Below are 12,943 nucleotides of genomic sequence, written 5' to 3' on the forward strand. Positions count from 1 at the left end.
TTATGAGTTTATAATCCCATAAGCTCAAAATATTTGACTTCATCCTCGATAACTAAGAAAAGTTAGGGCGATCGCCTCTACATTGTAGGGTGCGAAGCCTACAATGTAACGCACCGTCAATAAATTTGTAACCAAATAAGCTCAAAATATCTGAATTCATCCTCGATAACTAAGAAAAGTTAGGGCGATCGCGTTGACACTGTAGGGTGCGTTAATGAAATGTAACGCACCGTTATGAGTTTATAATCCCATAATCTCAAAATATCTGAATTCATCCTCGATAACTAAGAAAAGTTAGGGCGATCGCGTTGACACTGTAGGGTGCGTTAATGAAATGTAACGCACCGTTATGAGTTTATAATCCCATAATCTCAAAATATCTGAATTCATCCTCGATAACTAAGAAAAGTTAGGGCGATCGCGTTGACACTGTAGGGTGCGTTAATGAAATGTAACGCACCGTTATGAGTTTATAATCCCATAATCTCAAAATATCTGAATTCATCCTCGATAACTAAGAAAAGTTAGGGCGATCGCCCCAGACACTGTAGGGTGCGTTAATGAAATGTAACGCACCGTCAATAAATTTGTAACCAAATAAGCTCAAAATATCTGAATTCATCCTCGATAACTAAGAAAAGTTAGGGCGATCGCGTTGACACTGTAGGGTGCGTTAATGAAATGTAACGCACCGTTATGAGTTTATAATCCCATAATCTCAAAATATCTGAATTCATCCTCGATAACTAGGAAAAGTTAGGGCTTGAGCGTTGACACTGTAGGGTGCGTCAACATTCGTGTAACGCGCCATATTGTTGGGTTTCGTGACCAAGGGCCCAACCTACTATAGCAAGCTCGCCAATAGATGTTGACAAAAATGATGAAAAGCCCCCCTTAGTAAGGGGGGTTGGGGGGATCTGTAAATATAAATATTGTTAACAGTACAACGCTCATTGCTATAGCTTCAAGACTTCAAAACTCATTACTTCAAAACTCATTACTCAAACACAACCAGCAACTTTTGGGCTTTGGTGCAAGATCTGAGTTAAGCTGCTATTCTTCCTCTTCTTTTTTTCTTTCTATATTTGTTGCAGTTTCATTGAATGTTTTATTAACTAAAACTTCAAGATTTGCGTAACATCAACCTACTGGCTAAATAATCTAAGGTTTAATTTTTAAAATAATCTACAACAGCCTTAGCAATCACCTCACTACCATCTTTAACGATAGAATTAGGTTGACGAGGAGGAGAAGGTTGCTGATGGAGAAAATCCCAGTTACCCTCAGTAAACTCAGTAGGAGTAATAATTTGGTGAAAACTATACTCTTGAATCCCTGATAACAACAAAGCTGATTCTGCAAATCCCTCACGAGTGAGAGTAACAATCGGCAAATCTAAACGTAAAGCCTCAGAAAAAGTACTATAACCCGGCTTAGAAACCACACGCCCTATAATAGGCATAAAATCAACTGGACGATATATATGATCAGTAATTTTCACTAAATTGGGTAAATCTGGCGCCTTAGAGTCAAAAACAATAAACTGCCAGTCGGGAAAATTACTTAAATTGTGGTAGGGTAAACTTTTTAACCCCAAACCGCCAAAACTAAGTAAAACAGTCTTTTCTTTTGGCGCCTGTAAACCAAATTTTTCTCTTAATTGAGCAGTAGAATAGGCAGGAGTGCCCCCAGTCAAACCCACATCAATGACATGAGAAAAAGCACTCATAGATTCTGACATAGGTAAACGAAACAATAAATCACACTGCTGATAAGCTTCACTAATCCTCTCAGCAATCTCGATAAACTCCCCTCCCCACGGCTTATAAATAAAATCCCAGCCAAAATTACTCATCATCCAACATTTTACCCCAGCATTTCGGGCTATTACCGCCGCCAGGGCGGGAATATCAGCTAAAACTAAACCCACACGATTATTGTTTAAATAAGTAACTTCATTGCTGATAGTTGCCTGCTGCTTACTAGCTAATTCTTTGATTTTCTCTAAAGTCGCCTCTCTATCCATATTGATACTATCTGATTGAATTACACCCACATCAAAACTGAGAGGGCGATAAATAAAATCTCCTTGGATATAAGACTCTATGAGCCACCGAGGGGCCTTAGTCGTTACAATTAATAAAATCTCTGGATATAACTTCTTAATTAAGCCAGCCACAGAACAAATACGCACAGCATGACCAAAACCATGATTAGTGATTGCTAAATATAGAACTGGATAAGACATAACATAATTTAACCATAAAAAATATTTGACCAAAAACAAGCAGAAAGAATACCTGCCACATCAGCAAGTAAAGAAGCCACCAAAGTATGACGAGAGCGAGTAATTCCCACTGACCCCAAATAGACAGCTAACACATAAAAAGTGGTTTCTGTGCTCCCCATCATCGTCGAAGCCACAAAAGCTGAATAGGAATCCGGGCCACCCTCAATTATTTCACTCATAACCCCCAAAGCCCCTCCACCAGAAAGAGGGCGAATCAGCGCCATTGGTAGAGTTTCTGGAGGCATTCCCAACCAACTAGTAACCGGATTGACTAACTCTATAAATAAATCCATCGCCCCAGAAGCTCGAAACATACCGATTGCCACCAAAATTGCCACTAAAAAAGGAATAATCCCAATAGCAATGTCAAAGCCATGTTTTGCCCCTTCTGTGACAGCTTCGTAAACCTTTACCCCCCTAGCTAAACCATAGGCAACAATTAACAATATTAACCCAGGAATCAACCAATCGGAAAGAATAGATGACCAAACTAACCAGTTATTCTCCTGTAAATGTTTAAAAGCAGCTCCCAAAAAAGCCAAAATAAAGAAAATAGCTAAAAATACCCCTATTTTATCGGGTTTATAGAGTAAATGATTATAACTATTCTCTGTAATTATGGCGCTTTCTTCTTCCTCATAATTTCCATCAACATCAATAACCCTAATTGTCTGATTTTTTCTCGTAAACCAAAAACAGACAGCAACTGCCACAGCAGTAGAAGTTATAGTAGAAAGGAGAGTAGGTAGCCAAATCGCCGCCGGGTTACTACTATTAGCTGCGGCTCTAATACCGATTACCGTAAGGGGAAACAAAGTAATACTAGAGGTATTAATCGCCAAAAATAAACACATCGCATTAGTAGCCGTATTAGTAGAAGGATTAAGTTTATTTAACTCTATCATCGCCTTAATTCCCAAGGGAGTAGCCGCGTTACCTAATCCCAGTAAATTAGCCGCAAAGTTTAAAATCATCGCTCCCATCGCCCCAGAATCGGCAGGCACCTCAGGAAATAACCTCAACATCAATGGTTTTAGCCAAAAGGCTAGAGTATACATCAACCCCCCTGCCTCTAACACCCTTACTAATCCTAGCCATAAAGCCATGACCCCCACCAGATTAATAGCTAAATTTACTGCTGTTTTCGCTGATTCAAAACTAGCTTCGCTAACTTCTGAAAGGCGATTGGTATAACCTCCTACTAGAATCGCTACTACCAGAAAAGCCATAAAAATCGAGTTAATCACGCTATTTTTAGCTTGATTAGTAAATTTTTGCGTCATTCTCTTAGTTAATCATAGATTTTCATTGTTAAATGGGTCATCTCCTACGCCAAGATTTTTTTTACTTTGACGAAGAGATTTCCATAGTTGTTTAATTCTTTGATAAGCTTCAACAGTGGAGAGCTTACCATTGGTTTCTAAATTACAAATATACGTGACTTTGTGAGCAAATTCTTGTAAATTAGCATTCAAAACCAAATTTTCTGGTTTAATTTGACCATGATAAGGCACTTTTGGATAAATAAAATTATCTTTATTGTTTTCTTGATTTTTATCTTCTACCATGATTTTTTAGTGATTTATTTTTTTCTAGGGCAACGATAACAGATAATTGAGTTAATCATAAATTTAGGTAAATTGCTTATGTCAGAATTAAAAAAACTTTATGAAGGAAAAGCTAAGATAGTTTATCAAACTCAGCAACCGGATGTTTTACTTACTTATTTTAAAGATGATGCCACCGCTTTTAATGCCCAAAAACGAGGCACCATCAAAGGCAAAGGCGAGGTTAACTGTACTGTGTCAGCTAAGTTATTTCAGTGGTTAAATGCTCAAGGCATACCCAATCACTATCTTAAACAAACTGCTCCCAATCAAATGGAAGTTAAATCTGTAGAAATTATCCCTGTGGAAGTAGTGGTCAGAAATATTGCTGCCGGAAGCCTTTGTCGAGAAACAGGGTTAAAATTGGGGGAAATTTTGCCTCATCCTCTAGTAGAATTCTATCTTAAAAATGATCAACTCGGAGACCCTCTCTTAACTCGCGATCGCCTTTTGCTTCTAAAATTAGTTACACCAGAACAATTAGCCACTTTAGAAGCTTTAGCTTTAAAAATCAATCAACATTTACAAGAATTTTTCTCAAGTTGTCAAATTACCCTAGTAGATTTTAAATTAGAGTTTGGGTTTGATAACCAAAACCAAATTATTCTCGCCGACGAAATTAGTCCAGATACTTGTCGTCTCTGGGATAATCAAGAGGCAGATACTGCCGCGCGTGTTTTAGATAAAGACCGTTTTCGTCAAGATTTGGGGGCAATTGAAGCTGCCTATCAACAGGTTATGGCTAGAGTTACGGAAAAAACCAATTATTCTAACTAGTTAACTTGAACTTGACCCTTTACGATTATGCTATTCTAAAAATTTCTCTATGGTGTGTGGAAGTGTTCAAATTTTCTAGTCAAAAAATATATTTATATCTCTTGTTTTCAACTAGCTTGTTGGTTACTATTCAAGCTAAACCTAGCTATGGCGAAATATTTAACCCAGCTAAACCTTTAAAAGAAACTGATTTTTCCACTCCTATCAGTTTCAACTTTAACCTATCTATAAAAACACAACTCCAATACTCTCTCGATTTACCCAATGTAGTTGTTAATAATGAGCCTCAGTTTCAAGGTTCTTTAAATAACCAATTTCAGGGAGAAGAAAACAACCTATTAGCCATCACCGGGAAAACTGAAGCTAAAAAAGCAGAAAAAACCATTGTTTCAGCTAACTTACTAGAAATATCCCCTAAAAATACCTTAGCCTCTCAATCCCCTAGGGAAGGAGAAAGAAATAACCAGATAGCTATAAATCCTCCAACAGAAGTTAAAAAAACCATTGTTGGTCTTAACTTACCAGAAATATCCCCTAAAAATACCTTAGCCTCTCAATACCCTAGGGAAGAAGAAAATAATCAGATAACTATAAATCCTCAAACAGAAGCTAAAGAAGCAGAAAAAACCATTGTTGGTCTTAACTTACCAGAAATATCCCCTAAAAATACCTTAGCCTCTCAATACCCTAGGGAAGAAGAAAATAATCAGATAACTATAAATCCTCAAACAGAAGCTAAAGAAGCAGAAAAAACCATTGTTGGTCTTAACTTACCAGAAACATCCCCTAAAAATACCTTAGCCTCTCAATACCCTAGGGAAGAAGAAAATAATCAGATAACTATAAATCCTCAAACAGAAGCTAAAGAAGCAGAAAAAACCATTGTTGGTCTTAACTTACCAGAAACATCCCCTAAAAATACCTTAGCCTCTCAATACCCTAGGGAAGAAGAAAATAATCAGATAACTATAAATCCTCAAACAGAAGCTAAAGAAGCAGAAAAAACCATTGTTGGTCTTAACTTACCAGAAACATCCCCTAAAAATACCTTAGCCTCTCAATACCCTAGGGAAGAAAGAAATAATCAAATAGCCATAAATCCTAAAACAGAAGCTAAAAAAATCACTAAATCACCCCTACTAATTATCTCTCAAACTACACCTCCAACTAACCCAGAAGCATCACCACCTACTCAAGAACCACGGGTACTAGTAGCAGAAGTAGACGTAGTTGGGGTAGATGGAGAATTAGAAACATTAATATATAATACTATTCAAACCAGACCAGGAAGAACCACAACCAGATCCCAAGTACAAGCAGATATAAACGCCATCTATGTAACAGGGTTTTTCTCAGAAGTAGAGGTAGATGTAGCCGATACCCCCTTAGGAGTGCGTTTAATCTTCGAGGTACAAGCTAATCCTATTTTAAACGAAGTAGTTATACAAACAATTCCCGAAGCACAAGAAGGGAGAGTAATAGAATCAGAAGTAATAGAGGAGATTTTTGCCCCTCAATACGGTCAAATTCTCAACTTAAGAGAATTACAAGCAGGAATCAACGAAATCAACGAATGGTATACTAATCAAGGATACGATTTAGCACAAGTTGTAGGAGCACCAGAAGTTTCACCAGATGGGGTAGTAACTCTGATTGTGGCAGAGGGGGTCATAGAAGATGTACAAGTACAATTTTTTGATGAAGAAAATGAACCCATAGATGGGAGAACTAGAGACTATATAATTACAAGAGAAGTACAATTAAAACCAGGAGACGTATTTAATCGCAATATCGCCCAAAGAGACCTACAAAGAGTGTTCGGTTTAGGCTTATTTGAAGATATACGCCTCTCCTTTAGTCCCGGAAGTGACCCATCCCAAGTAGTTGTCAATGTAGAAGTAGTCGAAAGTAGGACAGGGTCAGTGGCAGCCGGGGCAGGTATCAGTTCAGCTACTGGGTTATTTGGTACAGTTAGCTATCAACAACAAAATATCGGTGGCAGAAATTTAATTTTCGGATCTGAAATACAAGTAGGGACAAGAGATTTACTATTTGATGTCAACTTTACCAATCCTTGGATAAAAGGAGACCCCTATAGAACTTCCTATACAGTTAACGGTTTCCGGCGTCGGTCTATCTCCCTAGTATATGATGGAGATGATACCTCCATCAGAACGGCAGACGGGGATGACCGCCCAAGAATAGTTAGAACTGGTGGAGGGGTAGTCTTTACCCGTCCCTTGGCACCAACTCCCTATGATAGACCTAAATGGACCCTATCCACAGGCTTCCAATACCAACATGTAACCGTAAGGAATGCAGACGGAGATTTGGCACCAGAAGCCCGTCCTGAAGATGATTCCATTAACTTAGCTTTTAGTGATAGTGGTATTGATGACCTCTTTTTACTAAGATTTGGCGCCTCTCAAGATTTTCGTAACGATCCTCTACAACCAACTAGCGGATCTGTACTAAGATTGAATATGCAGCAGAGTATTCCCCTCGGTTCTGGTAATATTTTATTTAACCTCACCAGAGCTAGTTATAGTTACTATATACCAGTTAAAATACTCCGATTTGAGTTTATGGAGGGGAAACCCCAAGCCTTCGCCTTTAATGTCCAAGGAGGTACAATTCTCGGGGATTTACCCCCCTACGAAGCCTTTGTACTAGGCGGCAGTAGTTCCGTTAGAGGTTATGGGGAAGGAGAGTTATCTAGTTCTCGTAGCTACCTACAGGGTACAATAGAATACCGCTTTCCCATCGTAGCTATCGTAGGTGGTGCTTTATTCTTCGACGCCGGAACCGATTTAGGGACTAGTAGTGGGGTACCGGGAGATCCCGCTAAAATCAGAGGACTGCCGGGAAGTGGTTACGGTTACGGTTTTGGGATTAGGGTTCAATCACCCCTAGGTCCAATTCGTATTGACTATGGGATAAATGACTCGGGTGATAGTACAATTCATTTTGGTATTGGGGAAAGATTCTAAACTTATGCAGCAGCAAACACTGAAAGCAGCTTTTGCTTGTCAAGGAGTTGGTCTCCACTCAGGAGAAACAACTCAAGTGAGAGTTTTACCAGATTTAGAGGGGAATGGTCGCTATTTTGTGCGCGTAGATTTACCCCAACAACCCCTAATCCCGGCACATATTACCGCAGTTAAACAAACAGTCTTATCGACGGAATTAGCCGGAGAAACTGGTAGTGTGAGAACGGTGGAACACCTCCTAGCAGCTTTGGAGGCAATGGGGGTAAATCACGCCCGCATCGAAATAGATGGTCCAGAATTACCCCTATTAGATGGATCTGCCCAAAACTGGAGTGAAGAAATCGCTGGGGTGGGGTTACAATCTATACCAGGAAAACCCCAAAGGGAAATAGATGTGAGAGAACCAATTTGGCAACAACATGGTGATTCTTTTGTAGCCGCATTACCAGCAACGGAAACTATCTTTAGTTACGGAATTGACTTTCCTACGGCAGCGATAGGGAGTCAATGGTATAGTTGGAACCCTAAAAAAGAAAATTTTGCCGTGGCGATCGCCCCCGCGAGAACTTTCGCTTTAGCAAGTCAGATTGAACAATTGCAAAAATCAGGTTTAATAAAAGGGGGAAGTCTAGATAATGCCTTGGTTTGCGATCAACAAAAGTGGCTAAATCCACCTTTGAGATTTACTAATGAACCAGTTCGTCATAAAATTTTAGACTTAGTGGGAGATTTGAGTTTACTGGGAATTATCCCGAAAGCCCATTTTCTTGCTTACAAAGCCAGCCATCAATTACACGTTGAATTGGCACGAGTTCTTAATAATGAATAAAAAAATAATTAATAATATGTGAGTTGATAAAATATTATGAAAACAGTTTTAACCCTAGAAGAAATTCAACAGCTTTTACCCCATCGCTATCCCTTTTCTTTGGTAGATCGCGTTATTGAATACATACCAGAAAAAAAAGCCGTGGGGTTAAAAAATGTTACCTACAATGAAGAATTTTTTCAAGGACATATTCCAGGACGTCCCCTCATGCCAGGAGTGTTGATGGTAGAAGCAATGGCCCAAGTAGGTGGTATCATACTCATGAAAATGCCTCATTTAACAGGTAAATTCTTTGGCTTTGCAGGTATCGATAAAATGCGTTTCCGTCGTCCTGTAACTCCCGGCGACCAACTAATTATGACGGTAGAACTTATATCATTGAAAATGAATCGTATTGCTAAAATGCAAGGAAAAGGCACAGTAGACGGTCAAGTGGTTATCGAAGGTGAAATGTTGTTTTCTGTGCTTGAATAATTGGAGAAATTAAGCGTGAATACTCTAATTCATCCTACAGCAGTTATTCATCCTCAAGCGGAAATAGGACCTAATGTTACTATTGGTCCTTATAGTGTAATTGAAGCAGATGTTACCATCGGTGCCAACAGTAAAATTGGTCCCCATGTAATTATTAGTGGTCCAACAAGCATTGGTTCTGGAAATCGCATCTTCCCCGGCGCAGTTATCGGTTTAGAACCACAAGACCTCAAGTATCGCGGCGCTAAATCTAGTGTAAAAATCGGTAACAACAATATTATCCGAGAGTATGTAACCGTTAATCGCGCTACCGCAGAAGGTGAAGTGACAGTAATCGGAGACCAAAATCTCTTGATGGCTTACGTTCATGTGGCCCATAATTGCGCGATCGCTAATAAAGTAGTCATCGCCAACAATGTAGCCTTAGCAGGTCATGTTTCCATAGAATCTAAAGCAGTAATTGGTGGTGTCCTCGGTGTCCATCAATTTGTCCATATCGGTACTTTAGCTATGGTGGGAGGTATGAGTCGTATTGATCGCGATGTCCCCCCCTACATGCTAGTAGAAGGTAATCCCGGTAGAGTTAGATCCCTTAATTTTGTGGGATTAAAACGTACTGGTATAGCACATGATGAAATTAAACTCCTAAAAGAGGCTTTTCGTCTTCTCTATAACTCTGAATATACCTTCAATCAAGCTTTAGAACAGCTATCTACCCTGAGTGATTTAGCGGCAATTTCCCACTTAACTAAGTTTTTACACCAGTCTACTACCGTTAGTGGTAGACGAGGTCCAATTCCAGGTAAATAAACTATAACTAACAATGCGTATATTTATTAGTACTGGGGAAGTTTCCGGCGATTTACAAGGGGCAATGTTAGTAGAGTCTCTCTATCGCCAAGCTACTCACCAGAATCTCTCTCTAGAAATAGTCGCCCTAGGAGGACCCAAAATGGCGGCCCAGGGTGCTAAATTAATCTATGATACCAGCAGTATCGGTTCAGTGGGTATTGTTGAATCTCTCTCTTTTGCTTTACCTACTTGGAAAATTCAACGTCAAGTTCAAGCTTATTTAACAAAATATCCTCCTGATGTAGTTATCTTAATAGATTACCTCGGTCCTAATTTAGCTGTAGGTAGCTATTTACGCCGCAGTCAACCTCAGATACCCATCATTTACTATATTGCCCCTCAAGCTTGGGTATGGTCCCCTAAAACTACTAATTTGGGTCAATTAGTGAATATTACTGATTATCTGTTGGCTATTTTTTCCGCCGAAGCAGATTTCTATCAAAAATTAGGTGTAAAAGTAAATTGGGTGGGTCATCCTCTCTTAGACCGCCTGGAAAATCCCCCATCTCCCCAAAAAACTCGCTCAAAATTAGCAACTAAACCGGAAAATACTGTAATTGCTTTACTCCCTGCCTCTCGCCAACAGGAAATCAAATACATTCTCCCAGTGATGTTTACCGCCGCCGCCGCTATTCAAAAACATCTTCATAACCAAGTTGAGTATTTAATCCCTCTATCTTTGAGTAAATATCACCCATCCATAACTCACGCTATTGATAAATATCAAATTAATGGTCGTATCATTGATGGTGACTCTCTAGAAGCGATCGCTGCTGCCGATTTGGCCATTACTAAATCTGGTACAGTTAATTTAGAAATAGCCTTACTCAATATTCCTCAAATAGTTATTTACCGAGTTCACCCTCTAACTATATGGTTAGCACGTAATTTGTTAAATTTTTCAATACCCTTTATGTCACCCCCAAATTTAGTGATGAATCGAGGAATTGTCCCAGAATTACTCCAAGAAAAAGCTACCAGTGAAAATATAGTAGCAGAAGCCGTGGATATTTTAGATAATCCCCAAAGAAGAGAACAAATTCACCGCGATTATCAAGAAATGCGCCAACTATTAGGAGAAGTGGGAGTGTGCGATCGCGCAGCGTTAGCGATTTTCGATTTTATCTCCCTAGGCGCTAAACTCTAGCATACTAAGTATAAAATAACTAAAAATAGAGATAACCAGAAATATAATGTTTAAACATATTATTTTAACGAATGGTCGCAGTGGCAGTAACTATTTATCTAATCTTCTCAACTTACATCCACACATTACTAATTATGGAGAAGTTTTAGGAGAATGGACAGTAGTTTATCAAATTTATAATAATTTGCCCTTAGTTAATAAAAATAACTATGAGGCTTACTTAGACTATATATATAAAAGTAAAACTTTTTTTAATCTTGCTCAAGTTTATTCAGCCTATAGCAAACTCAAGAAAAAAAATAAGCCCAATTGGAAGTCATATCAGCAAATTAAAACCATTGGCATCAAAGATTTTTCCATTAACTTTAAAAAAAGAGGAATACTTGACTATTTCAAAAAAAGAGACATACTAGTGATTAACTTGTATAGAGAAAACCATCTGAAAAGATTAATCTCCTTAGAATCCTTACAAAAAACTAACATTGTCGCTATCACAGACAAGTCTGAATCTGCTCAAAAGATTAAAAAAATTTATTTACCTCCCGAAGAACTTTTATCACAATTAGACTTATTTGCCGCAGAAAAAAAAGAGCAATTCGAGATGATTGAGGAATTACCTGAGAATAAAGTCTTAAATATAGCTTATGAAAATTACTTTGCTAATCCCGAATCACAAGCAGAAATTAATAACAAGATATTTGATTTTCTCCAGGTAGAAAAAATATCAGTAACCGGAAATCAAAAGAAAATACTGCCAGAGAAACTGGTAGATATTATAGAAAACTATGAAGAAGTTGCTAAGATTTTACAAAATACTCATTATCAACAATATTTGTAAGCGTTAAGGGGGGTAGAAGAGCGATCGTAAGCATTCAAGGGGTGTAAAAAAGAAGAAAAACAACCCCCTTCCATCAAGCCCTAAAATTAGGCCGCTTTTAAAAAGTCCTCTTCATGAGAACAAATATTAGTGGATGGAAGCAAAGAAGGAGCGCACTTTACCACCGCGAGCCGCCACAACAGCTTGTGTCATAAACTTAAAATCCAGAATGAAGCACTTCTTTAAAGAGTATAGTATAATCTCTCATGGAACCTAAATTAAGTCAATAACGTCTCTAATCGTGCTAAAATCTCATCCATAGTATCAGGAGGGATTTTTTCTACAAAATGAGCTTTTCTTGCCTGACAATCAATACTTCTGACTTGATCAACTAAAATTACTCCATAAGTTTGCAAGGAAGAAGATAAATTGACTTCAAAAGGCCAATTTTTTTGACGACTGGTAATCGGACAAATTAAAATCAGTTTCGAGATCCGATTATAAGCCAAAGGTGAAATTACTAGAGCGGGACGATATCCTGCTTGTTCACTACCTGTTTGAGGATTAAGTTCTAATCGAATAATATCGCCTCTTTCAGGAATTTTACCGTCAATCGTTACCAATTTTCTTCTCCTACTGCTTTTCCCCAATCAATTTCCTCATGTTGGTGTTCAGGTTGACAATTTTTTAAGAGGTCTTCAAGATGATATTTGGGTTTAGTTGCGTACAGAACAACACAGTCATCCTTCATAGATAAAGTGACTTTAACGCCTTCTTGCCATCCTAATTGTTTGATAATTTCTTGAGGTAATCTAATACCCAAGGAATTTCCCCATTTGGTGAGTTTTTGAGTTGTCATTTTGTTGAGCTACTCATTAATGTTTATACAATGATTATACCATAAACCAGCTTTTAATCTGAACTAACTCAGATCTTGCATCTTTACCCAAAGTTACTTGTGGTGGATGAATAATGAGTTTTGAAGTAATGAGTTTTGAAGTAATGAGTAAGAGAATTAATGCGATCGCGCTTAAAAATTGGTTCTCCCTTGTTGGCCTATTTAGTACTTTTTTAGGAGTGCAAGATATGAGGCAAGCCTTGGGATGGGCGCAAGCCTTGGGATGGGCGCAAGCCTTGGGATGGGCGCAAGCCTTGGGATG

12 protein-coding genes are annotated in these 12,943 nt (G+C 38.4%); 7 read left to right on the forward strand and 5 right to left on the reverse strand.

Annotated elements, in window-relative coordinates:
- Positions 1 to 1,168: 1,168 nt before the first annotated feature.
- The 3 genes from MW688_RS14585 to MW688_RS14595 are packed head-to-tail and all read right to left on the reverse strand — an operon-like array spanning position 1,169 to position 3,858.
- Positions 1,169 to 2,248: a glycosyl transferase gene (locus MW688_RS14585; protein ID WP_486736742.1), complete on the reverse strand. Its 1,080-nt coding sequence runs from the start codon at positions 2,246 to 2,248 to the stop codon at positions 1,169 to 1,171.
- 8 nt (positions 2,249 to 2,256) lie between these two features.
- Positions 2,257 to 3,573, reverse strand: coding sequence for a nucleoside recognition domain-containing protein (locus MW688_RS14590; RefSeq protein ID WP_486736743.1), 1,317 nt, complete (start codon positions 3,571 to 3,573; stop codon positions 2,257 to 2,259).
- A 12-nt stretch (positions 3,574 to 3,585) separates the two neighbouring features.
- Positions 3,586 to 3,858, reverse strand: coding sequence for a DUF7219 family protein (locus MW688_RS14595; protein ID WP_486736744.1), 273 nt, complete (start codon positions 3,856 to 3,858; stop codon positions 3,586 to 3,588).
- Positions 3,859 to 3,936: 78 nt separating this feature from the next.
- Between MW688_RS14595 and purC the strand changes: the two genes are divergently transcribed.
- The 7 genes from purC to MW688_RS14630 are packed head-to-tail and all read left to right on the forward strand — an operon-like array spanning position 3,937 to position 11,804.
- Complete coding sequence (purC, locus tag MW688_RS14600; protein WP_486736745.1) at positions 3,937 to 4,674, forward strand: phosphoribosylaminoimidazolesuccinocarboxamide synthase; 738 nt, start codon at positions 3,937 to 3,939, stop codon at positions 4,672 to 4,674.
- Positions 4,675 to 4,685: 11 nt separating this feature from the next.
- A complete protein-coding gene (locus MW688_RS14605; RefSeq protein ID WP_486736746.1) occupies positions 4,686 to 7,664 on the forward strand; it encodes a BamA/TamA family outer membrane protein in 2,979 nt (992 codons plus the stop codon).
- 4 nt (positions 7,665 to 7,668) lie between these two features.
- Positions 7,669 to 8,493, forward strand: coding sequence for a UDP-3-O-acyl-N-acetylglucosamine deacetylase (gene lpxC, locus MW688_RS14610; RefSeq protein ID WP_486736747.1), 825 nt, complete (start codon positions 7,669 to 7,671; stop codon positions 8,491 to 8,493).
- A 36-nt stretch (positions 8,494 to 8,529) separates the two neighbouring features.
- Positions 8,530 to 8,967: a 3-hydroxyacyl-ACP dehydratase FabZ gene (gene fabZ / locus MW688_RS14615; protein ID WP_486736748.1), complete on the forward strand. Its 438-nt coding sequence runs from the start codon at positions 8,530 to 8,532 to the stop codon at positions 8,965 to 8,967.
- A 15-nt stretch (positions 8,968 to 8,982) separates the two neighbouring features.
- Complete coding sequence (lpxA, locus tag MW688_RS14620) at positions 8,983 to 9,777, forward strand: acyl-ACP--UDP-N-acetylglucosamine O-acyltransferase (protein ID WP_486736749.1); 795 nt, start codon at positions 8,983 to 8,985, stop codon at positions 9,775 to 9,777.
- A 13-nt stretch (positions 9,778 to 9,790) separates the two neighbouring features.
- On the forward strand, positions 9,791 to 10,966 hold the full coding sequence (lpxB, locus tag MW688_RS14625) for a lipid-A-disaccharide synthase (RefSeq protein WP_486736750.1): 1,176 nt from the start codon (positions 9,791 to 9,793) through the stop codon (positions 10,964 to 10,966).
- 46 nt (positions 10,967 to 11,012) lie between these two features.
- On the forward strand, positions 11,013 to 11,804 hold the full coding sequence (locus MW688_RS14630) for a hypothetical protein (protein WP_486736751.1): 792 nt from the start codon (positions 11,013 to 11,015) through the stop codon (positions 11,802 to 11,804).
- 257 nt (positions 11,805 to 12,061) lie between these two features.
- On the opposite strand, the gene MW688_RS14635 is transcribed toward MW688_RS14630, so the two are convergent.
- Together MW688_RS14635 and MW688_RS14640 are read right to left on the reverse strand one after the other, a co-directional pair.
- Positions 12,062 to 12,406, reverse strand: a complete 345-nt coding sequence (locus tag MW688_RS14635) for a type II toxin-antitoxin system PemK/MazF family toxin (RefSeq protein WP_486736752.1) — start codon at positions 12,404 to 12,406, stop codon at positions 12,062 to 12,064.
- Positions 12,400 to 12,642, reverse strand: coding sequence for an AbrB/MazE/SpoVT family DNA-binding domain-containing protein (locus MW688_RS14640; protein ID WP_486736753.1), 243 nt, complete (start codon positions 12,640 to 12,642; stop codon positions 12,400 to 12,402). The genes MW688_RS14635 and MW688_RS14640 overlap by 7 nt, the downstream gene beginning before the upstream one ends.
- Positions 12,643 to 12,943: the final 301 nt, after the last annotated feature.

The sequence above is a fragment of the Johannesbaptistia floridana genome, assembly GCF_057440575.1.

Bases quoted from the DNA above. Each gene is read 5' to 3' on its own strand.
- lpxB (WP_486736750.1), top strand. From the start codon at position 9,791: ATGCGTATATTTATTAGTACTGGGGAAGTTTCCGGCGATTTACAAGGG.
- MW688_RS14590 (WP_486736743.1), bottom strand. From the start codon at position 3,573: ATGACGCAAAAATTTACTAATCAAGCTAAAAATAGCGTGATTAACTCG.
- MW688_RS14640 (WP_486736753.1), bottom strand. From the start codon at position 12,642: ATGACAACTCAAAAACTCACCAAATGGGGAAATTCCTTGGGTATTAGA.
- MW688_RS14585 (WP_486736742.1), bottom strand. From the start codon at position 2,248: ATGTCTTATCCAGTTCTATATTTAGCAATCACTAATCATGGTTTTGGT.
- lpxC (WP_486736747.1), top strand. From the start codon at position 7,669: ATGCAGCAGCAAACACTGAAAGCAGCTTTTGCTTGTCAAGGAGTTGGT.
- fabZ (WP_486736748.1), top strand. From the start codon at position 8,530: ATGAAAACAGTTTTAACCCTAGAAGAAATTCAACAGCTTTTACCCCAT.
- MW688_RS14595 (WP_486736744.1), bottom strand. From the start codon at position 3,858: ATGGTAGAAGATAAAAATCAAGAAAACAATAAAGATAATTTTATTTAT.
- MW688_RS14630 (WP_486736751.1), top strand. From the start codon at position 11,013: ATGTTTAAACATATTATTTTAACGAATGGTCGCAGTGGCAGTAACTAT.
- purC (WP_486736745.1), top strand. From the start codon at position 3,937: ATGTCAGAATTAAAAAAACTTTATGAAGGAAAAGCTAAGATAGTTTAT.